Here is a 21,138-nt window from a genome sequence, read left to right on the forward strand (position 1 = left end):
AAGCACCCAAACCGGAGGTTTGTGGTGCTTTTGCGCAAAACCGCGAACGCTCTAGGGGAGTCCGACCATGCGCGCGCTCGTCTCCCACAGCTGGGTGGCGAGCGCGCTGTCGTACGCCTGCTTCGTCGCCCGCTGGATCTTTCGGCGCTCGTAGTACTGCCCGGGCACCCAGTCGACCGCAGGCTCCGTGCTGGCCAGCCAGACCAGTGTGTCGGAGCCCTTCTCGGGCGACATCATCAGCCGCCCCAGCACCGTGCGGTACACGAAGCGCAGGTTGCTCGTCGAGCCGGCCGCGAAGCTCGTTCCCACGATGCCCGGGTGGAACGCCGCCGTGGCAATGCCGTCGGCCGCGTGCAGGCGGTCGAGTTCACGGGTGAACAGGATGTTCGAGAGCTTCGCGTTGCCGTAGGCGAGGTTCGGCGTGTACTTCTGTCGCAGGTTGAGATCGTCGATGTCGATCTTGCCGTACAGGCTGTTCGCGACGCTGGCGGTGTTGATGACCACGCCCTGGGAAGCCGTCAGCCGGTCGAGCAGCAGGTTCGTCAGCAGGAACGGCGCGAAGTGGTTCACCTGCATCGTCTTCTCGAGCCCGTCGACCGTCTCTTCCCGGGCCGACATCAGGCCACCCGCGTTGTTCGCCAGAATGTCGATGCGGGGGTGGTTCTCGAGCAGTGTCGCTGCCAGAGCGTGCACGTCGTCGAGCCGGGCGTAGTCGGCGAGGTAGTACGGCACGGCGAGTTCGTCGGCGACGGCCTTCGTCTTGGCGGGTGAGCGCCCCACGATGACGACATCATCGCCGCGACGCTTCAGCGCCCGGGCCGCGGCGGCACCGATGCCGTCGCTCGCACCCGTGATGACAACAGTTCTCTGGGGCATTCGTTCTCCAAAAAGCGCTGGATCAGGTGTGCAGGAGTGCGACGCCCGGTACACCTCTATTCTCGCTGGTCCGCCGTGCCGTCGATGATCGCGGCGAACCGGGAGGGTAATCGTACGTTGCCGGGAACCTCTGAGAAGTACGGTGCGACCTGGGCCGGGGTGTAGCCCGCGATGCCGCAGCCGATCTCAGTCACGAGGAACATCAGCTCGGGGCGTGCGCGAGCGACGTCGAGAAACTCGGCCACGTCGGCGGCCATCGCCTTGAGCCCGCTCATCGTGTCGATGCCGTAGCTCTGGCCCTGCAGCCCATGCCCCTGGCCCCAGACCGCTCCGAACTTCTCGTAGGCGGTGCGTGCGGCTCCGCCACCGTGGGCGCCCGACGCGTTCGAGCCGAACACGAAGATCTCGTTCGGTTCGAGGCGGGTTATCTGTGCATCCATGGCTCGAAAACTACGCGTGCGCACACTGTTCACACAAGCGGGGGTGGTGAAACACGACCGTATTCCGCCTGAAACCAAGCCGAAACGGGTGAGCCGAAGACTTGATGACATGGCCCCCACGACATCGGATGCACATCGGCACATCGGAGTGCTGCCTGCGTACCCATTCTACGGCGGGCCCGCCATCAACCCGGATACCACCGCCCGGGCCACCATCGCCGAGTTCATGGCCGACGTGGATGCCGAGCAGACAGACCGTGCCCTCGTGCTGCCGAACTACGGTGTTCCCGTGGCGTCGGCCGCCTTCGAACTGAACCCGCTGGCCATCGAAGCCGCGCAGAAAAACGAGCGCATCCTGTGCGGGTTGTGGGTGTCGCCCCGGCCCCAGGACATCCTGCTGACCGAACAGGCCCTGGCGCTCGCGGGCGAGGCCGGAGTCCGGGCGCTCAAGACCAGCTTCCTGCTCGGTGGCAGCGCAACCGATGAGGCCTGCGCCCCGGCCCTCGACCGCATCTTCGAGACCGCGCGCGAGCACGATCTCGTGGTTCACGTGCACACGTCGCCCGGCGGGGCATCCGACATCGACCAGGTCGGCGCACTCGTCGAGGAGTACGGCGATGACGTGAAGATCCATCTCGTTCACCTCGGCGGCGGCATGAGCGGCAACATGAAGCTCATCGGCGGTCGGCTCTTCGACTGGATCGCCGCCGGCAAGAAGGTCTACACCGACACCAGCTGGACCATCGGCTTCGCCCCGCGCTGGCTCGTGCAGGAGATCGAACGCCGGGGTTTCGGCGAAGACCGCATCCTGTTCGCCAGCGATGCCCCATGGGGCGACCACGAGGGCGAGTATGCCCGCATGCACGCCGCCGTGAAGGACACCGAGCTCGCAGACCTGTTTCTGCGCGAGAACTTCGCAACGCTCTACGCCTGATCGCACCGACGGCCTGATCGCACCGACCGCCTGATCGCACCGACCGCCTGAAGCTCCACCCACAACAAAGGAGAACCACCGTGTCAGACGACATCGAAACCACCATCCAGGAGAACATCGCGAAGTCGATCGCCGAGATTCCGCACCCTTCGCTGCCGAAGGGCAGCAACATCTACGGCTCGACCAAGATCTTCCCCGACTACCAGGCCGAGCCCGGCCAGTCGTACCTCACGCTCGTGCACGGCATCGCGCACGAGTCATCCGTCAGCTTCGTCGCGATTCTGCAGGCGACCCGGGCCCTCCGCAAGGGCTATGAGTCGGTGCTCTACTTCTACGGTCCCGGCGCGATGAACGCGATGGCGACCCGTGGCTTCCCGACCACCGGTGACAGCGCGTTCCCGGGCGAGCAGAACATCAACAACTCGCTCGAGACCTTCATCAAGGAGGGCGGCACGGTCTTCGTCTGCCGCTTCGGCCTGTCGCTGCACGGCCTGCGTGAAGAAGACCTGATCGAAGGCTGCATTCCGTGCCACCCGCTCGACGTGCAGGACGCCCTCATCCACTACGCCAACAAGGGCGCGATCATCAACTCGACCTACAACCTCTAGGAGACCCGTGTCGAATGCACTGTCGACCCGAGTGGATGTCGCGATCCGCGGCATCCGCGTCGACGCACCCGTCACCCGGCAGGCCGGCGCGGGGCCGAGCGACGACGCGCACGTCATGTTCGGGGGCGAGCAGGCGGCGATTCCGCAGAATCCGAACAGCCCCTACCTCGTCAAGAACGGGCGGCTGCTGCTCGACGGTGCCGACATGGGGCTCGACGTGGTGCCTGTCACGCGCCCGAAGTTCTACGACCTGAGCACGGCCGACGGGGTGTCGTACGAGCAGATCGCGCGGCTGCACGGCGCGAACGTGCTGGCGACGACTGTGGTTCAGACGTGCATCCGGTACGGCGAAACCGACCGCTGCCGGTTCTGCGCGATCGAGGCGTCGCTGCGGTCGGGGGCGACGATCGCGGTCAAGACTCCCGCGATGATCGCCGAGGTCGCGCTCGCCGCGTACGAGCTCGACGGCATCCAGCAGATGGTGATGACGACGGGCACCTCGAAGGGCAAGGATCGGGGTGCGAAGCATCTCGCGCGCTGCGTGAAGGCCGTCAGAGCGGTACTGCCCGACCTGCCCATCCAGGTGCAGTGCGAGCCGCCCGGCGACCTGCAGACGATCACCGACCTCTACGAGGCGGGGGCGCGCTCGATCGGCATCCACGTCGAATCGATGAACGACGATGTACGCGCGAAATGGATGCCCGGCAAGAGTTCTGTCAGCCTCCATGAATACCGCGCGGCCTGGCGTGAGGCCGTGCGCGTGTTCGGCCACAACCAGGTCTCGACGTACCTGCTCGTGGGGATGGGTGAAGACCCGGACGAGTTCGTGGCCGGGGCGCAGGAGCTCATCGACATGGGGGTGTACCCGTTCGTCGTGCCGTTCCGCCCGCTGAAGGGCACGCTCGCGACCGACGTCGACCATGTTCCCGCGCCGAACCGGTTGGTGCTCGAAGACGTGTCACGCCGGGTCGGGCTGTCACTGGTGGCAGCCGGGATGCACGGAGCCGACCAGCAGGCCGGCTGCGCGGCGTGCGGAGCCTGCAGCATCCTGAAGACGGCGGGCGCGTGATGAGCATCGACGTCCCGTTCCTGATGGGGTCGCCGCGCACGGCACCCCACCCTGCGGCGCCCGTTGCGTTCCTCATCCACGAAGCCGACGCGGCCGAGGTCAGGGCGTACCGGGTGTTGCGACGCGAGACCTTCGTCGAGGAGCAGCAGCTCTTCGACGGGCACGACCTCGATGAGCTCGACCTGGATGAGCGCACCGTGGTGCTGGTGGCGCGAGCCGCCGACGGAACGGTGCTGGGAGGGGTGCGGCTGAGTCCGGCCATACCCCTGCCGGCACCCGACCTCGGCTGGTGGACGGGCTCGCGTCTCGTCGTCGCCCGCGCCGCCCGGGGCCAGCTCGGCATCGGGGCGGCGCTGGTGAAGGCCGCCTGCGCACACGCAGAGGCACGCGGTGTGCTGAGGTTCGAGGCGACGGTGCAGCCGGCAGCAGAGCGGATGTTCGCGAAGCTCGGCTGGGAGCGTCTCGGTGAAACGACGGTCGCCGGGGTGCGGCACGCGAGGGTGCGGTGGCCGATCGGACGGGTCCAGCGGGCATCCGACCAGGCGAAAGCGCACCTGGAGGCGCTGCTCGATCCGTTCGGCGGGTGGACGAATGCGCATCCGCTCTCCCTCGGCGGGCCCGAGTACGTGGGCGACGACGGTGCGCCGGTTCCGGGTACCGACGTGATCGCGGCATGCGACGCGATCCTGCCCGCGATGGTGGAGCGTGACCCGGAGTGGGCAGGCTGGTGCGCCATCCTCGTGAACCTCAACGACATCAGCGCGATGGGCGCAGAGGCGGTGGGCGTGCTCGACTCGCTCGGCGCCCGCGACGCCTCCTTCGCCCGCCGCATCATGTCGGGCCTCCGGGCGGCGACCGAGGCGTGGGGCGTACCGGTGCTCGGTGGGCACACGCAGCTCGGCGTTCCGGCGTCACTGTCGGTCACCGCGCTCGGTCGTACAGCGCACCCGGTGCGGGGTGGCGGGGCCCGGGCCGGACACGCGCTCACGGTGACCGCCGACCTCAGCGGGGGCTGGCGGCGCGGCTACGACGGGTCGCAGTGGGATTCGACGTCGGGGCGCACGGGCGCCGAACTGCGGGCGCTGGGTGCTCTGGTGCCGACCGCCCGACCGGCCGCTGCGAAAGACGTGAGCATGGCGGGGCTCGTCGGCACCGTCGGCATGATGGCCGAGGCCTCCGGGGTGGGTGCCGAGCTCTACGTGGCTGAGATTCCGCGGCCGGGAACGGCGGGAATGGCCGACTGGCTGACCTGCTTCCCGGGGTTCGGGATGGTGACGGCCGATGCGCCGGGTGCGGGGCGAATGGGTGTGGTGCTCGCCGAGGGTTCGGGCGGGGCCGCGGGCTCGGGCCCCGGCGCCGGGGTAAATTCTCGTGGCGGCTCTGCCGGGCATCCGCCCCTCGCCGTGTCGGCCGAGTGCGGCACCATGACACACCAGCGGGGCGTTCGCCTGCGCTGGCCTGACGGAGACGTGACGACCGTGGTCGACTCCACGGTCACGGGATTGGGACGAGCATGACGAACGCACAACCCGTGCGCGTGGCGGCCGTGGCCGAGAACTTCGGGCGCGACCTCGACGAGAGCTATCGAACGATCGCCCGGCTGCTGGCCGCGGCGCGTGAAGAGGGCGTCGCGCTGGTGGCCCTGCCCGAGGCCGCCCTCGGCGGGTACCTCTCGAGCCTGGGGGGCGGCAGGGATGTCGCGGAGACCCTCAAGAGCCGGCCGAACTCGCTGCCGCCGGCGCTGCGCCTCGACGGCCCCGAGATCGCGCGCGTCATCGCCATGGCGGGCGACGTGATCGTGGTGTTCGGATTCTGCGAGGCCGAGGGGGAGCTGCGCTACAACACCGCTGTGGCACTGGATGGAACGGGAATCCTGGGTGTTCACCGCAAGGTGCACCAGCCGCTCGGTGAGAACCTGTCGTACGCGCCGGGGGAGTCGTTCGAGGCGTTCGACACCCCGATCGGCCGGATGGGCATGCTCATCTGCTACGACAAGGCTTTTCCCGAGGCCGCCCGGTCGCTCGCGCTCGACGGTGCCGAGATCGTGGTGTGCATCTCGGCCTGGCCCGCCTCGCAGACGGCGTCGAGCGACGACCTCAGCGAAGACCGCTGGACCAAGCGCTTCAACCTCTTCGACCAGGCGCGCGCACTCGAGAACCAGGTGGTGTGGGTGGCGTCGAACCAGAGCGGCACGTTCGGTTCGCTGCGGTTCGTCTGCAACGCGAAAGTGGTGGGCCCGGGAGGCGATGTGCTGGCGACGACCGGCACCGCGAGCGGGATGGCCGTGGCGACGGTCGACGTCGCCGAGTTGCTCGGCACCGCGCGCCGCTCGATGTTCCACCTGCGCGACCGCCGTCCCGCGGCGTACCTGACGGCTGAGCCGGCGGTGGCCCCGGCCGCCCCCGACCCCGACCGTGCCGCGATTCAGGCACCGCAGGCCGTCGCGCACGTGGCAGAGCCGGAGGTCACCCATGCCTGAGATGACGTTCACCGTTCGCTGGCCCGATGGCCGTGTCGCCGACTGCTACTCGCCCTCGCTGGTCATGCACGATCACCTCACCGTGGGTGCGTCGTATCCGCTGGCCGAGTTCATCTCGCGCACGAACACCGCGCTCGACCTCGCAAGCGAGCGGGTTCGGGCGAAGTTCGGCTTCGAATGCACCTCGGCGAGGCAGCAGCAGAGCGAGATCGCGGCGGTCGCGTCACGGTTCACCGCGGCTCCGGATGCCCGTGTCGAAGTGCTGGCGATGGTTCCGCCGCTCGAGGTGGACTCATGAGCGGGGCGGAGATCGATCCTGAGGTCGAGCACCACACCGTCGTCATCATCGGCGCCGGCCAGGCCGGGCTCTCGGCCAGCTGGCACCTCACGCAGCAGGGTGTCGAGCACGTGCTGCTCGAACGCGGCACCATCGCCCACGAATGGAAGGACGGGCGCTGGGACAACTTCACCCTCGTCACTCCGAACTGGCAGTGCGCGCTGCCCGGCTACGAGTACGCGGGCGATGACCGCGAAGGCTTCATGAAGCGCGACCTCGTCTACGACTTCGTGCGCGACTACGCCTCGACGTTCCGGGCACCGGTGCGTGAGCACGTCGAGGTCGTCGAGCTGACCGAGGGGGCGACCGGCGGATTCGCGCTCGACACGACGGCGGGGCGCCTGACCGCCGACAGCGTGGTCGTCGCCACCGGCGGGTACCACAAGCCGATCATCCCGGCCTCGGCCGAACGCCTGCCGCGGTGGATCACCCAGGTGCACTCCTCGGAGTACAAGAACGCGGCCGACCTTCCGCCCGGGGCGATCCTGGTCGTCGGAACCGGGCAGTCGGGGGCCCAGATCGCCGAAGACCTCCACCTCGAGGGGCGGAAGGTTCATCTCGCGGTCGGCGGAGCACCCCGCGCACCGCGCTTCTACCGCGGCCGCGACAGTCTCGACTGGCTGAACGAGATGGGTGTCTACGACATTCCGGTGCAGCTCCAGCCGGGCGGGCTCGCCGCGCGGGAGAAGACGAACCACTACTTCACCGGGCGTGACGGCGGGCGCGACATCGACCTGCGACAGTTCGCGCTCGAAGGGATGCGGCTGTACGGGCGCCTCTCGAGGGCCAACGGCTCGACGCTGCAGTTCGCTCCGACGCTCGCCGAGTCGCTCGACTACGCGGACTCGGTCGCCGAATCGATCAAGAACGACATCGACGGGTACATCTCCCGTGAGGGCATCTCGGCGCCGGTCGAGGAGCGATACGTACCCGTCTGGCATCCGCCGTTCGAGGCGACCGAGCTCGACCTCGCCATCAACGAGGTGTCGACCATCATCTGGTCGATCGGCTACCGGGCCGACTACAGCTGGATTCGCGTCGGAGTGTTCGACGGGGTCGGCCAACCGACGCACACGCGGGGCGTGACGGGTGTTCCGGGGCTGTACTTCCTCGGGCTGCCGTGGCTCTACACGTGGGGGTCGGGGCGGTTCGCCGGCATCGCTCGGGATGCGGAATACGTCGCTCGGTCGATCGTGGGGCCCGGGTTCGGTGCGCGCGCGGCGGCTGCGGCCGCGGCGGTGCCCTACGAGCAGACCGCAGCGGGTGCGGACGCACCCAGCGACGCCGCCGACCCTGGCGCCGTGACCGCTGCTGCCGACGCTGCCGCTGCACCCGAGACGATCTCCTCCGGGGCTGCCGGCTGACGGGCATCCCGCTCGCTGTTTATACACTCGACACCATGGCAGAGATCACCCTGGCGGCCGTCGCCGCGCACTTCGGGCGCGACATCTCGCGGGCGATGCCGAAGATCGCGGGCATCATCGCCGACGCGCGGGCACAGGGCGTCGACCTGCTCGTCTTTCCCGACGCCACCCTCGGCGGCTATCTCGCCAGCCTGGCGAGCCCCGACCCCTCCGAACTGCCGCCGCCGGTCGAGATCGACGGGCCCGAGATCAGGCAGATCATCGAGTGGGCGGGCGACATGGTGGTGTGCCTGGCGTTCACGGAGGAGGTGAGGGTGGCGGATGCGGCACCTCCGGGCGGTGGGCCGGGTGCCACGGGCGGTGGGCCGGGTGCCACGGGCGGCGGGCCGGGTGCTCCGGATGCCCGGCAGCGGTTCAACACGTCGGTCTGCCTCGACTCGACCGGAGTGCTCGGCGTTCACCGCAAGGTGCACCAGCCCCTGGGGGAGTCGCTCGTCTACGATCACGGTGACTCGTTCACCGCCTTCGACACTCCCGTCGGACGCCTCGGCATGCTGATCGACTACGACAAGACCTTCCCCGAAGCAGCTCGCTCGCTCGCCCTCGACGGCGCGGAGATCATCGCCTGCCTCTCGGCCTGGCCCGCCAGCACCACGAACCGTGCCGAGCGCCTGCCCCAGGATCGCCAGTCGCGCCTCTTCGACCTCTACGACTGCGCCCGCGCCGCCGAGAACCAGCTCTTCCTCGTCTCCTCGAACCAGACCGGTGTGATGGGCGGGCTGCGTTTTCTCGGCCAGGCGAAGGTCGTCGGACCGGGCGGAGATGTGCTCGCGAAGACGTGGAACAAGGGCGCGCTCGCCGTAGCCCGCATCGATGTGCAGCACGAGGTCGCCCGCGCCCGCCGCAGGCTGCACCACCTCCACGAGCGTGCCACGACGGCGTACCACCCCGGCATCGTCGGGCGGGCCTGAGCCGTGCGGATCGCCCTGCTCACCTACTCGACCAAGCCCCGCGGGGGAGTCGTGCACACACTCGCACTCGCCGAGGCGCTCGTCGCGGCCGGCGAGCACGTCGACGTCTGGACGCTCGGTCGGGGCGGTGACCAGGCCTTCTTCCGCCGGGTCGATCCGCGCGTAGGCCTCCGCGTGGTGCCGTTCGAGGGACTCGACCGAGAGAGTGTGGGGGAACGCATCATCCGTTCGATCGAGACCCTGCGCCGGGCGTTCACCCCGCGCGACTACGACGTCGTGCACGCCCAGGACTGCATCTCGGCGAATGCCGTCGAGCAGTGCATCCGTACCGTGCACCACCTCGACACGTTCACGACCCCCGAGCTCGTCGCCTGCCATGAGCGGGCCATCGTGCGTCCGAGGGCGCTCGTGTGTGTGTCGGCGGCGGTCGCCGGCGAGGTCGCGGCGGGCTGGGGTCGCACCGCGACCGTCATCGCGAACGGTGTCGATTCGGCCCGCTTCGAGGCCGCGGCGGGTGAGACTCCGGATGCCCGGGCCGCCCGGCTCCGCTGGCAGCAGTCGCTCGGTACCTATGTTCTCGCGGTCGGCGGCATCGAGCCGCGGAAGGGCAGTATCGACCTGCTCGAGGCGTTCGCCCGGGTGCGCTCGTCGGTTCCGGATGCCCGGCTCGTGTTCGCCGGAGGGGAGACGCTCTTCGACTACTCCGACTACCGGCGGCGGTTCGAGGCCCGCGCCGCGGAGCTCGGAATCGAGTACACCCTGCTCGGAACCGTCGTCGACGACGACCTTCCCGCGCTGGTGGCGGGCGCGGCGATGCTCTCGTTCGTCTCGACGAAGGAAGGATTCGGGCTGGCCGCGATGGAGGCGCTGGCGGCCGGCGTGCCGGTCGTCGCCCGTGACCTGCCGGTTCTGCGCGAGGTGTTCGGCGGCGCGGTCGCGTACGCGGCGGATGTGGCGGGGATCGCCCGCACCCTCGCCGCACTCCTGGCGCTGCGCGCCGCCCCCGCGGCCGCCGCGCCCGCGTTCTCTCCACGTCCCGTCGGGGAGGGCGGTGGCGGCGAGTGGTCTGCCGCGGAGGGGCGCGCGCTCGCGCGGAGCTACAGCTGGGCATCCGCCGCAGCCGCCCACCGCGAGCTGTATCGCGCAATCCTCGCAGAGGAAGCGGCCTCCGCCGCACCGTCCGCCGCCGCCGAGTCCTCCGCCGAATCTGTCGCCGCACTGTCCGCCAACGCCGCGGGTGGTCGCGGAGGCGACGCGCCCGAACCCTCCGCGGGCTGACGCGGATGCCCCGTCTCACCATCTCGCGCGCGATCTCGTGGCTGGCAGACCGGCATCCGGAGACCGTCGCGGTGCGAGACGACCACATCGCGCTGACCTGGCGGGAGCTCGACCGGCGCACGAACCGCCTCGGGCGCGCCTATGCCGAGCTCGGGGTCGGCGTCGATGACCTGGTGACAGTCGCGCTGCCGAACTCGGTCGAATTCGTCGAGAGCTGCGTCGCGATCTGGAAGCTCGGCGCCACCCCCGCGCCCCTCTCGCCCCGCCTCCCCTCCGCTGAACTCGCCGCCGTGTTTGCCCTGGCCGCGCCCACCCTCGTGGTCGGCTTCCGCCCCGCCGACGTCCCCGCTACCGCCGCTGTCGACCCCGCCGCCGCCACCCGCCCCACCCCTGCACCCCCGCACCACCTCCCGGCCGGTTTCGTACCCCGGCCCGCGCTCCCCGACGGGGCCCTGCCCGATGCGGCGGCCGCCTCGTGGAAGGCACCCACCTCGAGCGGAAGCACCGGGCGCCCCAAGCTCATCCTCGCCAGCGCTTCGGCCCACATCGATCCGGAGGGGCGCGTCGCCCCGTTCATTCCGCCGCGTGCGGTGCAGCTGGTGTCCGGGCCGCTCTACCATTCCGCACCCTTCACGTACGCGATGCGCGGGTTGATGACCGGGCACACCCTCGTGATCCTCCCGCGCTTCGACGAGCGCCGCGTGCTCGCCGCCATCGCCGATCACCGCGTCACGTGGGCGCCCCTCGTGCCCACCGTGATGAGTCGCATCTGGCGACTTCCCGCCGACACGCGCGCCGCGGCCGACCTCAGCTCGCTCGAGTCGATCCTGCACATCGGATCGCCTTGCGCACCCTGGCTGAAGCGCGCCTTCATCGGCTGGCTCGGCCCCGACCGCGTCACCGAGGTCTATGCCGGCGCGGAGTCACAGGGACTCACCGTCATCTCCGGGCGGGAGTGGCTCGAGCATCCGGGATCCGTCGGCAGACCCGCGGGCGGCTCCGAGATGCAGGTGTGGGGGGCGGATGACCGGCCCCTGCCCGCGGGCGAAACCGGTCGCATCATGATGAGGCGGTCGCACGGAGCGACGTACCGCTACCGCGGCGGCCCGCCACCGCGCCCGGACGGCTGGGACACGCTCGGCGACCTCGGCCACCTCGACGCGGACGGGTACCTCTACCTCGCCGACCGTGCAGACGACCTGATCGTCACGGGCGGGGTCAACGTGTACCCCGCCGAGGTGGAGGGTGTGCTCGAGCAGCACCCGGGCATCCGTTCGGCGGTGGTGTTCGGCCTGCCCGATGACGACCTCGGCGAGGTGGTGGCGGCGCTCGTCGATGTGGGCGGGGGCGGGGGCGCGCCGAACGAGCAGGAGCTGCTCGCATGGCTGCGGTCGCGGCTCGACCCTGAGAAACGCCCGCGCCGCATCGAGCTCAGCACGGAACCGGTGCGGGACGACGCCGGCAAGGTGCGGCGCCACCGGCTCCGCGCCCGCTTCGGCGCACGAACAGCGGCGCCCGACCACCAGCCCGGCGGCGACGCGGCCGATGCGGGGGCGTAGAGAGCCTTACATCGGCCGTGCTCCGTCCGGGTGGGGTTCACGCGGGCGCACGGCACGTTCGCCACCCGGGCGCGCCGACCGGGGCGTCCGCGCGCGGACGGCGAAGCCGGCGCAGGCCACAACCACCAGCGCGGCGACCAGCACGAGAGGATCGAGGCGCTCGCCGAAGAACAGGGCCGCCCAGACGATGGTGAGCACCGGCTGCAGCAACTGGATCTGGCTCACGTTCGAAATCGGACCGATCGCGAGCCCGCGGTACCAGACGAAGAACCCGAGAAACTGGCTGACCACGCTCACGTAGGCGAAGGCGACCCAGCCCGAGGCCCCCGCGACCAGCGGGCCGTGGGACGCACCTAGGAGCGTCAGCGGAACCATCACGGGCAGCGTCAGAACGAGCGCCCAGCAGATGATCTGCCAGCTTCCGAGTTCACGGGCGAGCAGGGCTCCTTCGGCGTAGCCGATCGCCGCCAGCACGACCGCCGCCAGCAGCAGCAGGTCTGACGGCTGCAGCCCACTGAATCCGCCGCCGCTCACTGCCACGAAGACCACCACCGCGGCGAGCCCCGCCAGACTGGCGATCCAGAACCGGCGGGTGGGCCGCTCACCGCCCCGCAACACGGCGACGACCGCCGTCGCCGCCGGCAGCACCCCGATCACGACCGCGCCGTGCGACGCGGGAGCAGAATGCATCGCGAAGCTGGTCAGCAGCGGAAACCCCGCGACGACCCCGGCGGCGACGACCAGGAGCCGCACCCACTCGGTGCCGCGAGGGCGGCGGGGACGGATGACCGCCAGCACGATCGCAGAGAGCACCGCGGCGACGACGGCGCGACCCGCTCCGACGAACAGCGGGTCGAGCGTGCTCACTGCCACCCGGGTGAACGGGAGGGTGAAAGAGAAGGAGAGCACCCCCAGGAAACCGAACAGCAGGCCCCCGGGCATCCGTCGGCCGGTGGTGGGCGGAGGCGATCCGGCGGATAGCGGATGTGCCGAACCGTCGATAGCGCTACTGTTGTGACTCATGCAGCAGGATAGCACCGATGCCCGGCTCGAGCGGCACCTCCGCCGACTGATCGCCGCGAGCGGTTCGGGGGCGCGGCTTCCCGCGACACGGACCCTCGTCGCCGACTTCTCGGCGAGCCCCCTGACCGTGCAGCGCGTGGTGCAGCGCCTGGCGCAGGCGGGTCTCGTGGAGACCCGGCCGGGCGCGGGAACCTTCGTCGCCCGCCCGCGCACCCTCACCCGGTCGGACTTCTCGTGGCAGACGACCGCCCTCGGGGCGGCTCGCAACAGCGCCCAGGCGGTGGGAGCGGCGATGGCGCTGAACGCTCCCGACGCGATCGCCATGCACAGCGGGTACCCTGCCGAGGACCTCCTGCCGGTGCGTCTCGTGCGCTCGGCGCTCCGTCGCGCGGCCCGCGGGCCCGCGTCGCTCGACCGTCCGCCGGTCGCGGGGCTCCGCGATCTTCGTACCTGGTTCGCCAACGAGGCCAACCGTGTGAACGAGACCACCCGTGTGAACGATGTCGGGGCGGGAGCGGGGGCGCGAGCATCCGGAATCTCGAGCGACGATGTGATCATCGTTCCGGGCAGCCAGAGCGCCCTCACCTCGATCTTCCGCGCGCTCGCGCAGCCGGGCGACGCCATCGTCATGGAGTCGCCGACCTACTGGGGCGCCATCGCGGCCGCCCGCCAGGCGGGCCTCGTGATCGTGCCGATCGCCCGGGGTGCATCCGCACCGGCGGCAGAGGCGCTCGACGAGGCCTTCGCGACCAGCGGTGCCCGGCTGTTCTATGCGCAGCCGAGCTTCGCAAACCCGACCGGTGCGCTGTGGACCCCCGCCGAGACCCGCGCGATCCTCGACGTCGTACGGGCACGCAACGCCTTCGTGATCGACGACGACTGGGCGCACGACTTCGGTATCGAGGCTGACTCGCGGCCGATCATCGGCGACGACACCGACGGCCACGTGGTGTACCTGCGCTCGCTCACGAAGAGTGTCTCGTCGGCGTTCCGCGTGGGCGCCCTCATCGCGCGTGGCCCGGCGCTCGCGCGGATCCAGGTCGACCGCACGGTCACCGACCTCTACATCAGCGGCACGCTGCAGGCCGCGGCAGTCGATGTCGTGACCGATCCGGGCTGGCGCAGCCACCTCGTGCGGCTGCGCTCGCAGCTCCGCCAGCGGCGCGACAGCCTCGCCGGTTTCGTCACGGCCCGACTCGGGCCCGACGCCCTCACGTCACTGCCCCTGGGCGGGCTCAACCTCTGGGTGCAGTTCGGCGACCGAGTGGATGCCCGTGCTCTCGCCGCCCGCTGCCTGGCCGCCGGTCTCGCGGTGGCGCCGGGTGCCGACTGGTTCCCGACGGAACCGCCGGGGTCGTTCCTGCGCCTCAACTTCTCGGGGCCCCGCCCGGACCGCTTCGAGGAGGCCGCCTCGATCCTGGCGGGCGCGCTCGCCGAGGCGCCGTAGCCCGGCCGCCGGGCGAGACCGGGGCCGCGGGCAGCCGCACAGCGCGCTGGCGGCCCCGCAGCGGCCGCGTCAGTTGACGGTCGCGGGGTGGCTGCCGTTTCGCCCGTCTTCGCCGCGGTCGAGCCGCGCGATCACACCGAGATCGGCCGCAGACAGCTCGAAATCGAACAGGTCGAAGTTCTCGGCCATCCGGTCGCGGTTGTTCGACTTCGGAATGACGATGTTGCCGATCTGCAGGTGCCACCGCAGGATGACCTGCGCTACGGACTTCTGGTGGGCGTCAGCGATCGCCTGCAGCTCGGGCGACGAGTTGATGCGGCCCTGGCCGAGCGGACCCCACGCTTCGGTCGCGATGCCGTGCTCGGCGTGGAACGCCCGCAGCTCGGTCTGCTGCAGGTCGACGTGCAGCTCGATCTGGTTGACGGCCGGAACCACCGAGGTCTCGGCGAGCAACTGCTCCAGGTGCGGCACCAGGAAGTTCGAGACACCGATCGACTTCGCGAACCCCTGCGCCTGCAACTCCTCGAGCGCCCTGTACGCCTCGACGAATGTGCCCTTCTCGGGCGTGGGCCAGTGGATGAGGTACAGGTCGACGTAGTCGAGCTCCAGCCGGCCGAGGCTCTTCTTCATCGCCTCGACCGCGTCGGTCTGGTCGTTGTTCCACAGTTTGGTCGTGATGAAGAGATCCTCGCGGGCGATGCCCGACTCGGCGATCGCGTGCCCCACACCCTCTTCGTTCTTGTAGATGGCGGCCGTGTCGAGATGACGGTAGCCCACCTCGAGAGCGTCGCGAACGATGCGCCCCGTCTTGTCGGGGTCGACCTTGAAGACTCCGAAACCCAGCTGGGGAATGGTCAGGCCGTCGTTCAGAGTGTGCTCAGGAACCGTGTTCGTCATGCCTCAAGCTTAGGCAACTATTCTGGGGCGACCCCGCAGCACTTTCCCCCAGCATGGCCGCCGTTCCGGCGAGAAGAGAGCACTCCGCATGGCCGACAGCCCCTTGTCGCGCACCCCCTACGAGGTGCTCGGGGTGAGCCCGCGCTCGACCGACGACGAGCTCCGCCGGGCCTACCGGCGACTGCTTCGCGAGACGCACCCCGACACGGGTGGCAGCGCGGCCGAGTTCCACGCTGTGCAGGCGGCCTGGGAGCAGGTCGGCTCCGAGGCCGAGCGTGCGGCCTACGACTCCGGCGCGGGGGCACGTCGTTCGGCTCCGGATGATCGTGCCGCGGGTGACTCGAGCCGTGCATCCGGTGCCCACCGACCGGAGGGCAGCTCGCTCAGAGCCCGCTCCTACGGACACCCCGGCGGTGTGGAGCGCGAGCACTTTCTCAGCCTCATGCGGGAGTGGGTGGGGCGCGGCGTCGAGCTGCCCGACCCGTACGATCCGACGCTGGTGCGGTCGGCGCCGCGCGAGATCAGGCGCTGGCTTGCCAAGGCGCTCGCCGAGGAGGAGACGGCGCGCATCGTGTCGACCCTCGGAATCGGCTACACGATCTGGAACAACGTGCTCGTCGACCGGGCGGGGCGCAACATCGACCAGATCGTGCTCGGGCCGGCCGGTCTGTTCGCCGTGCAGTCCGAAGACTGGGGGAGCACCGTGCGCATCTCCCGTGGCGAGCTCGAGGGAGACGGGATCGGGGAGGAGGAGCAGCCGTTCAGAGTTCTGGGGCAGGCGGCGCGCACTCTCCAGAAGACGCTCGGGGTGCGTTTCACGGGCCTGGTGATCGTCGTTCCCGACGACGATCTCGACGCTGCTGTCGAGCAGATCGAGCGCGGTCGCCAGGCGGGAGCGGTGGTTGTGCGGCGCTCGGTACTGCCGCAGGTACTCCGGAACGGAGTCGGCGGCGGAGAGCGCGCGAGCGTCGACCGCGTCTTCGAACTGCGGTCGCGGCTGCAGCAGGGCATCCGGTTCGTCTGAAGACCGGGAGTCCGGCAGGTCTCCCTCGGGCCGGAACGTTCACGGCGTATGCCCCGAACGGCATCGGTTGAAGCTTCAATGAAGCTGGAAGTCTCGCGGCTGATGTGACAAAAAGGTAACGGTTCGGTAACCTCGAGAAGTCGTCGCGACCACCCGAAACGGTTTCGACGCTCGATCTGGACACTGAGCACCAGATCCCACGGGCCGAAGTGAAAGACGCACGGCCCGGCGCACCGCAGTGCGCTGGAGGAAAACGACACGTGACTCACGCGAGCGAAGGACCAGATGGTTCCGGCGATCTGGTACCCAGCCCGAGTCTTGAAGAGGTAGGCGACGCCGTTCCGTTGGGTCGCCGCGCACTGCGCGAGCAGCGTGCCGCTGCAGCTGGCGCTGTGGTGTCGCCCGCTTCGCGGCCTGCGCCTGCGCAGTCGCCCGTGTCGCCGATTGCCGCTCCGAGTTCCGTTCCCACCGCCGGCAGACGCGTCCGCCGCGACATCACGGGGCTCGAGCACCTCCTGCTCGCTCCGAGAGAACGCCGGGACGCGAGCCAGGCTGCGGGCCCCGCTGAGCGGTCGATCCAGGATGCTTTCGACCCGACCGGGCCGACCACGGTACCCGTGCAGGTCGTCGCGGCTGCGACGGTGACGGCGGCCGAACCCGTCGTGCCGAGCAGGCACCCCGATCTCGAAGCCGATCCCGAACCCGCCGAACGCGAAGAGCCCGCGACCGCGCCGCTCGCCCCCGAGGCCCTGCCCCACGCCGTCGACTCGACTCCGCGCACGATCGACGTCACGCCCGCACCCGCCAGGCCGAGAACCTCCGTCTCCGCGCCGCGCCAGGCCCGGGCATCCGTGTCGTCGCCCTCAGACCCCCGACAGCGCGTGATGCCGCGTCTCGGACGCACCTCGTCGTCGTCACAGCCCTTCTCGCGCAAGCGCACCATCGTCAACACGTCGGTGATGGTAGCCACCGCCGGTCTCGTCGCAACCCTGGCCCTGCCGGCGTACGCCTACACCGAGAACGACGGCCTGCCGCTCTCGGCCCGCACCGCGTCGAGCCAGCTCGGCATCCAGAGCCTCACGGTCGACGGGGTCAACTCGCAGAGCTCGACACGCGACGGGTACACCACGACCGGCGACATGGCGGCGATGGACTCCACGAACGGCACGACCGTCTCGCCCACCGTGCAGGCCCTCGCCGCCGAGCTGATGGCCGATGTCGCCTCCGGCAAGCTCGTCGGATCGGTGCCCGATCACATCGCCGAGATCCGCAACCTGTCGAACGGCGTCGCCGTGCCGGGCTGCGGCGTCGACTACCGCGTTCTGCAGACCATCAAGGTCGCGGTCGACAACTTCGACAAGGTCGGTGTGAGTGACATCAACCGGCACTGCACCAACCAGATCGAAGGCGCCGGTACGGCGTCGTCGCACTACAAAGACGGCGGCGGGCACGCGGTCGACTTCTACATCCTGAACGGGCACGGCCTCACCGGAGCCGACAGCGACTCGCTGAAGCTGATCAGCCTGCTCGACCCGCTGGTTCCCAAGGGCAGCGGACTCGGCCAGGCGAGCTGCGGCCGTTCGATCTCGCTCTCGAACTTTGCGCCGTTCGACGACACCTGCACGCACCTGCACGTCGACTTCGGCGCGGCGCGGGGGGTCAGCCTCGGCTCCTAGGAGCTTTCCCTACTTCAGTGCCCCGGGCACCGGTTGCGGACAGGACCGGTTGATCGCCTCCCACTCGCTCTCTGCCATGGTCTGGCTGAGTCGGGCGACGTCCGACGACGCCATCGCCGACCACGCCCGGCTTTCGTACCCGTCGAGGAAGGTCTGCAGGCTCGGCGCCTCATCGACGGCGTAGCCGTGCGCCTCGAGGCAGTCCCGCTCGGCCAGTTCGGCGCCGTACAGCAGGTGCTTCTGCCGGTCGTCGACCGGAAAACGCGCCGAGACCTCCGAATTGCAGGCCCAGGTGTCGGCGAGGTACCGGTCGTACTGCTCCTTCGGAATGGTGTCGCTCGAGGCGTCGATGCCGCCGTCGGAGGTCAGTGTCACCGTCCAGCCGCGGTCGGTGATGCAGCGGTAGAGGGCATCGGCGACCGGCGACTGGCTGAGGGCGCTCTCCACGGTGGGCTCCGGATGCGCGGAGCCGGTGCCGCAGGCCGTCACGGCGGGTGGCACCAGCGCGGCCACCACCATGCACGCGAAGAGAGGTGTGGGTCGGCGTCTGTCGGGCATCCACCTGTCCTTTCTGAGAGTTTCGGCTCACCGACGTGGCGCAAAAGCCTGAGGCGTATAGTGAGGATTATTCACACACAACAATCCCACCGAAGCCGGCTCGCGTCAATGCGTCCGGTCTCGCACTCGGTGGAGAAGAGGGAGATCAGTCATGAAGTCAGTTCCAGCAACACTCGCCGTTCTCGTCGTCGCAGCCGCGCTCGTCGTGGCGAACTCGTCGGCGGCGTCGGCCAACTCGGTCGACTTCGGGTCGCAGGTGTGTGGTTTCGGCGGGCCCGCGGCCGCCTCGACGGCCTACGTCAGCGCCACGAGCGTGCACTACCACCAGGCGAACGGGGTCAGCTGGTCGAGCCGCACGTTCGGATCGGGGTTCCACCGGTTCTCGAGCGGCAACGGGGTGGTCGCGATGCAGATCTCCTATCCCGCCGGCACGGAGACCGGCCGGGCCTTCTCCTGCGCCGACGGCTCGTTCTGACCGGCGCCGCGAGACGTAGGGGAGAGAGGGAGATCATGCCGAACGGGCGACCTGCGGTAACGGGTCCATTCGACACGCTGGCAGACGCCCGTTCGGGTATGGCAGTCGGCCGGGAGCGGGGCTGCGACACCCTGGTGCTCGCCTGCGTCGAGGCCGGGGTCACGCTCGGGCGCTTCGACACCCGGGTGCTCGACGAGCTGGCAGAGCTCGAGGCCGAATCCGTGTGGGTTCTGGCCTCGATCATCCGCCGGGCCGGGGGTGACACCCGATGAGTGCCCGGCGCCTTCGAGTTGGGGGCCGGGCGGGGATGATCGGGGTCGCCGGGCTGGTTGCCGGCGGTGTCGTCGCAGGTTGGGCACTCACGGTCGTCCTGTCGCCGCCCGGTGCTGCAGCAGACCCCGCGGCCTTCGCGACCGTGACGGTGACGGAGGGGGAGGTGGGTTCGCGGCTCGCCCTGAACGTCGCCGCCGAATGGCAGGCCTTGCCGGTCGGTACGAACGAGGCGGTCGGTGTGGTCACCTCGGTCGACGCCACCGCCGGAACCGTGGCGGCGGCGGGTGCCCGACTGTACGGCGTGAACGAGCGCCCGGTGGTTGCGGCGCAGGGCAGTGTTCCGGCCTACCGTGACATCGGTTCGGCCACGAGCGGTGACGATGCGGCCCAGCTGCAGGGCCTGCTCCGCGACCTGGGCGTCTACGCGGGCGCCATCGACGGCACCATCGGCACCGACTCGGTGGCAGCGATCGAGCGCTGGCAGCAGGCGCTCGGCGTCGACGCGACCGGAACGGTGCGACTGGGCGACGTGGTCTTCGTACCGACGCTCCCTGCTCGTCTGACGCTGAAGACCGACGTGGTGCGGCGGGGCGCGCGGCTCGGCGGGGGAGAGGAGGTCGTGCTCGCGCTCGGCTCCGCTCCGCAGTTCACCCTGCCGGCCGGCGAGGCGCAGTCGGCCGAGATCCCGACCGGCGCCCGCGTGGAGATCACGGCGGCCGGCGGGCAGCGCTGGGAGGCCTCGGTCGCGGGGCGCGCCGCCGCACCGTCGGGCGGCACGGTGGTGCTGGGGCTCGAGCCGGCGCCCGCGGGCGGGGCTTCGGGCGCGGAGGCCGCGGGTGGGGCTATGGGCGCGGAGGCCGCGGGCGGGGCTATGGGCGCGGCGCCCGCGGGCGGGGCCGCGGGCGGGGATGCCGCGGGCGAGCCGGGTGCGGCCGCATCCATCTGCGGCGCCGCCTGCGATTCGGTGCCGGTCACCGGCCAGACGCTCCTGGCCGCCGAGATCGTCACGCTCGAGACGGTGCGTGGCACGGTGGTGCCGGCGATCGCCCTGCGCTCCGACCCGCAGCACGCGCTCTCACTGCTCGACGAGGGCGGGGTGGCGCATCCGGTGACCGTCACGGCCGAGGCCCGCGGAATGGCGGTCGTCGGCGGCGTACAGCCGGGGCTCCGCGTGCGGGTGCCCTCAGCGGTTGCACCGTGACCGTGGTGAGGGTGCGCGCCGAGGGCGTGAGCTTCGGATTCCGGGGTGGTGAGCCGCTCTTCGACGCGTGGCACGGGTCGTTCGAGGCGGGTGAGGTCGTGGCGGTCACCGGGGTGTCCGGCCGTGGAAAGTCGACGCTGCTCCATCTGCTCGGGCTGATGGTGCGCCCGGATGCCGGCGAGGTCACCCTCGACGGAGTTCCGACCGCGGTGCTCAACGATCTCCGACGTGCGAGACTCCGTGCGACGCTGCTCGGTTTCGTGTTCCAGGATGCACTGCTCGACTCGCAGCGTACGGTGCTCGACAACGTGCTGGAGTCGTGCCTGTATCGCTCCCGCTCCCGCCGGGCATCCGTGAACCGAGCGCACGAGCTGTTGGAGCGGTTCGGGGTGAACCGGCGTGCCGACGCCCGTCCCGGGCAGATCTCGGGCGGACAGGCGCAGCGCATCTCCCTCTGTCGTGCGCTGATGGGGAGCCCTGGCATCCTGCTCGCCGACGAACCGACCGGCAACCTCGATGCGGAGTCGGCGGCCATCGTGCGGGGCGCGTTCCGTGAGGTCGCCGACGAGGGGGCGGTCGTCATCATCGCGACGCACGACCGTGACCTCGTCGCTCGGTGCGATCGAGTCGTGGAGCTCTGATGCTCCGG

General features: G+C 70.2%; 22 protein-coding genes. 17 read left to right on the plus strand and 5 right to left on the minus strand.

Annotation, left to right across the window (positions count from 1 at the left end; translation table 11 throughout):
- Positions 1-51: 51 nt before the first annotated feature.
- Both B7R24_RS06530 and B7R24_RS06535 read right to left on the minus strand, forming a co-directional pair.
- The gene (locus B7R24_RS06530) at positions 52-876 is read right to left on the minus strand and encodes an SDR family NAD(P)-dependent oxidoreductase (RefSeq protein WP_116418169.1); all 825 of its coding nucleotides are present in this window, start codon (positions 874-876) and stop codon (positions 52-54) included.
- 56 nt (positions 877-932) lie between these two features.
- The gene (locus tag B7R24_RS06535) at positions 933-1,316 is read right to left on the minus strand and encodes an A1S_2505 family phage non-structural protein (protein ID WP_116418170.1); all 384 of its coding nucleotides are present in this window, start codon (positions 1,314-1,316) and stop codon (positions 933-935) included.
- Between the two features lie 109 nt (positions 1,317-1,425).
- Between B7R24_RS06535 and B7R24_RS06540 the strand changes: the two genes are divergently transcribed.
- From B7R24_RS06540 to B7R24_RS06585, 10 genes are all read left to right on the plus strand, one after another.
- Positions 1,426-2,250, plus strand: coding sequence for an amidohydrolase family protein (locus tag B7R24_RS06540; protein WP_116418171.1), 825 nt, complete (start codon positions 1,426-1,428; stop codon positions 2,248-2,250).
- Between the two features lie 80 nt (positions 2,251-2,330).
- Complete coding sequence (locus B7R24_RS06545) at positions 2,331-2,858, plus strand: MSMEG_0572/Sll0783 family nitrogen starvation response protein (RefSeq protein WP_116418172.1); 528 nt, start codon at positions 2,331-2,333, stop codon at positions 2,856-2,858.
- Positions 2,859-2,865: 7 nt separating this feature from the next.
- A complete protein-coding gene (locus tag B7R24_RS06550) occupies positions 2,866-3,927 on the plus strand; it encodes an MSMEG_0568 family radical SAM protein (RefSeq protein ID WP_116418173.1) in 1,062 nt (353 codons plus the stop codon).
- Complete coding sequence (locus B7R24_RS06555; RefSeq protein WP_116418174.1) at positions 3,927-5,444, plus strand: MSMEG_0567/sll0787 family protein; 1,518 nt, start codon at positions 3,927-3,929, stop codon at positions 5,442-5,444. Before B7R24_RS06550 ends, B7R24_RS06555 begins: the two co-directional genes overlap by 1 nt.
- Positions 5,441-6,406 (plus strand): carbon-nitrogen hydrolase family protein, encoded by a 966-nt coding sequence (locus B7R24_RS06560; protein WP_116418175.1) that lies wholly within the window; start codon positions 5,441-5,443, stop codon positions 6,404-6,406. The genes B7R24_RS06555 and B7R24_RS06560 overlap by 4 nt, the downstream gene beginning before the upstream one ends.
- Positions 6,399-6,704, plus strand: a complete 306-nt coding sequence (locus tag B7R24_RS06565; RefSeq protein ID WP_116418176.1) for an MSMEG_0570 family nitrogen starvation response protein — start codon at positions 6,399-6,401, stop codon at positions 6,702-6,704. The genes B7R24_RS06560 and B7R24_RS06565 overlap by 8 nt, the downstream gene beginning before the upstream one ends.
- Complete coding sequence (locus tag B7R24_RS06570; RefSeq protein ID WP_116418177.1) at positions 6,701-8,107, plus strand: MSMEG_0569 family flavin-dependent oxidoreductase; 1,407 nt, start codon at positions 6,701-6,703, stop codon at positions 8,105-8,107. Before B7R24_RS06565 ends, B7R24_RS06570 begins: the two co-directional genes overlap by 4 nt.
- A 35-nt stretch (positions 8,108-8,142) precedes the next feature.
- Positions 8,143-9,078: a carbon-nitrogen hydrolase family protein gene (locus B7R24_RS06575; protein ID WP_116418178.1), complete on the plus strand. Its 936-nt coding sequence runs from the start codon at positions 8,143-8,145 to the stop codon at positions 9,076-9,078.
- A 3-nt stretch (positions 9,079-9,081) separates the two neighbouring features.
- The gene (locus tag B7R24_RS06580) at positions 9,082-10,356 is read left to right on the plus strand and encodes an MSMEG_0565 family glycosyltransferase (protein WP_116418179.1); all 1,275 of its coding nucleotides are present in this window, start codon (positions 9,082-9,084) and stop codon (positions 10,354-10,356) included.
- 5 nt (positions 10,357-10,361) lie between these two features.
- Positions 10,362-11,915: an AMP-binding protein gene (locus B7R24_RS06585; protein ID WP_116418180.1), complete on the plus strand. Its 1,554-nt coding sequence runs from the start codon at positions 10,362-10,364 to the stop codon at positions 11,913-11,915.
- Between the two features lie 6 nt (positions 11,916-11,921).
- Here the strand turns inward: B7R24_RS06585 and B7R24_RS06590 are convergent, their stop codons facing one another.
- Positions 11,922-12,938, minus strand: coding sequence for a DMT family transporter (locus B7R24_RS06590; RefSeq protein WP_367302607.1), 1,017 nt, complete (start codon positions 12,936-12,938; stop codon positions 11,922-11,924).
- Here B7R24_RS06590 and B7R24_RS06595 point away from each other — a divergent pair.
- Positions 12,937-14,385: a PLP-dependent aminotransferase family protein gene (locus tag B7R24_RS06595; RefSeq protein ID WP_216363634.1), complete on the plus strand. Its 1,449-nt coding sequence runs from the start codon at positions 12,937-12,939 to the stop codon at positions 14,383-14,385. The two genes, B7R24_RS06590 and B7R24_RS06595, sit on opposite strands and share 2 nt — an antisense overlap.
- A gap of 69 nt (positions 14,386-14,454) precedes the next feature.
- Here B7R24_RS06595 and B7R24_RS06600 read toward each other — a convergent pair whose 3' ends face one another.
- Positions 14,455-15,282: an aldo/keto reductase gene (locus B7R24_RS06600; protein WP_116418183.1), complete on the minus strand. Its 828-nt coding sequence runs from the start codon at positions 15,280-15,282 to the stop codon at positions 14,455-14,457.
- Positions 15,283-15,370: 88 nt separating this feature from the next.
- Between B7R24_RS06600 and B7R24_RS06605 the strand changes: the two genes are divergently transcribed.
- On the plus strand, positions 15,371-16,306 hold the full coding sequence (locus B7R24_RS06605; RefSeq protein ID WP_116418184.1) for a DnaJ domain-containing protein: 936 nt from the start codon (positions 15,371-15,373) through the stop codon (positions 16,304-16,306).
- A 434-nt stretch (positions 16,307-16,740) separates the two neighbouring features.
- Positions 16,741-17,982, plus strand: coding sequence for a hypothetical protein (locus B7R24_RS06610; protein WP_147303985.1), 1,242 nt, complete (start codon positions 16,741-16,743; stop codon positions 17,980-17,982).
- A 9-nt stretch (positions 17,983-17,991) separates the two neighbouring features.
- Here B7R24_RS06610 and B7R24_RS06615 read toward each other — a convergent pair whose 3' ends face one another.
- Complete coding sequence (locus B7R24_RS06615; RefSeq protein ID WP_147303986.1) at positions 17,992-18,540, minus strand: hypothetical protein; 549 nt, start codon at positions 18,538-18,540, stop codon at positions 17,992-17,994.
- A 151-nt stretch (positions 18,541-18,691) separates the two neighbouring features.
- Here B7R24_RS06615 and B7R24_RS06620 point away from each other — a divergent pair, with 151 nt between their 5' ends.
- From B7R24_RS06620 to B7R24_RS06630, 4 genes are read left to right on the plus strand one after another with little or no spacing between them, the layout of a single operon-like run.
- Positions 18,692-19,015, plus strand: a complete 324-nt coding sequence (locus tag B7R24_RS06620; RefSeq protein WP_116418187.1) for a hypothetical protein — start codon at positions 18,692-18,694, stop codon at positions 19,013-19,015.
- 35 nt (positions 19,016-19,050) lie between these two features.
- Positions 19,051-19,287 carry a hypothetical protein gene (locus tag B7R24_RS17290; protein ID WP_147303987.1) on the plus strand — a complete coding sequence of 79 codons (237 nt, stop codon included), beginning with the start codon at positions 19,051-19,053 and terminating at the stop codon, positions 19,285-19,287.
- 35 nt (positions 19,288-19,322) lie between these two features.
- The gene (locus tag B7R24_RS17560) at positions 19,323-20,489 is read left to right on the plus strand and encodes a peptidoglycan-binding domain-containing protein (RefSeq protein WP_172582733.1); all 1,167 of its coding nucleotides are present in this window, start codon (positions 19,323-19,325) and stop codon (positions 20,487-20,489) included.
- Positions 20,486-21,130, plus strand: a complete 645-nt coding sequence (locus tag B7R24_RS06630; RefSeq protein WP_367302608.1) for an ABC transporter ATP-binding protein — start codon at positions 20,486-20,488, stop codon at positions 21,128-21,130. Before B7R24_RS17560 ends, B7R24_RS06630 begins: the two co-directional genes overlap by 4 nt.
- The last annotated feature ends 8 nt before the right edge of the window (positions 21,131-21,138 follow it).

Origin of the sequence: Subtercola boreus, from assembly GCF_003399645.1 — a bacterium.
GTDB classification, from domain to species: domain Bacteria; phylum Actinomycetota; class Actinomycetes; order Actinomycetales; family Microbacteriaceae; genus Subtercola; species Subtercola boreus_A.

Bases quoted from the DNA above. Each gene is read 5' to 3' on its own strand.
- B7R24_RS06530 (WP_116418169.1), bottom strand. From the start codon at position 876: ATGCCCCAGAGAACTGTTGTCATCACGGGTGCGAGCGACGGCATCGGT.
- B7R24_RS06535 (WP_116418170.1), bottom strand. From the start codon at position 1,316: ATGGATGCACAGATAACCCGCCTCGAACCGAACGAGATCTTCGTGTTC.
- B7R24_RS06540 (WP_116418171.1), top strand. From the start codon at position 1,426: ATGGCCCCCACGACATCGGATGCACATCGGCACATCGGAGTGCTGCCT.
- B7R24_RS06555 (WP_116418174.1), top strand. From the start codon at position 3,927: ATGAGCATCGACGTCCCGTTCCTGATGGGGTCGCCGCGCACGGCACCC.
- B7R24_RS06560 (WP_116418175.1), top strand. From the start codon at position 5,441: ATGACGAACGCACAACCCGTGCGCGTGGCGGCCGTGGCCGAGAACTTC.
- B7R24_RS06565 (WP_116418176.1), top strand. From the start codon at position 6,399: ATGCCTGAGATGACGTTCACCGTTCGCTGGCCCGATGGCCGTGTCGCC.
- B7R24_RS06570 (WP_116418177.1), top strand. From the start codon at position 6,701: ATGAGCGGGGCGGAGATCGATCCTGAGGTCGAGCACCACACCGTCGTC.
- B7R24_RS06575 (WP_116418178.1), top strand. From the start codon at position 8,143: ATGGCAGAGATCACCCTGGCGGCCGTCGCCGCGCACTTCGGGCGCGAC.
- B7R24_RS06585 (WP_116418180.1), top strand. From the start codon at position 10,362: ATGCCCCGTCTCACCATCTCGCGCGCGATCTCGTGGCTGGCAGACCGG.
- B7R24_RS06595 (WP_216363634.1), top strand. From the start codon at position 12,937: ATGCAGCAGGATAGCACCGATGCCCGGCTCGAGCGGCACCTCCGCCGA.
- B7R24_RS06590 (WP_367302607.1), bottom strand. From the start codon at position 12,938: ATGAGTCACAACAGTAGCGCTATCGACGGTTCGGCACATCCGCTATCC.
- B7R24_RS06600 (WP_116418183.1), bottom strand. From the start codon at position 15,282: ATGACGAACACGGTTCCTGAGCACACTCTGAACGACGGCCTGACCATT.
- B7R24_RS06605 (WP_116418184.1), top strand. From the start codon at position 15,371: ATGGCCGACAGCCCCTTGTCGCGCACCCCCTACGAGGTGCTCGGGGTG.
- B7R24_RS06615 (WP_147303986.1), bottom strand. From the start codon at position 18,540: ATGCCCGACAGACGCCGACCCACACCTCTCTTCGCGTGCATGGTGGTG.
- B7R24_RS06620 (WP_116418187.1), top strand. From the start codon at position 18,692: ATGAAGTCAGTTCCAGCAACACTCGCCGTTCTCGTCGTCGCAGCCGCG.
- B7R24_RS17290 (WP_147303987.1), top strand. From the start codon at position 19,051: ATGCCGAACGGGCGACCTGCGGTAACGGGTCCATTCGACACGCTGGCA.
- B7R24_RS17560 (WP_172582733.1), top strand. From the start codon at position 19,323: ATGATCGGGGTCGCCGGGCTGGTTGCCGGCGGTGTCGTCGCAGGTTGG.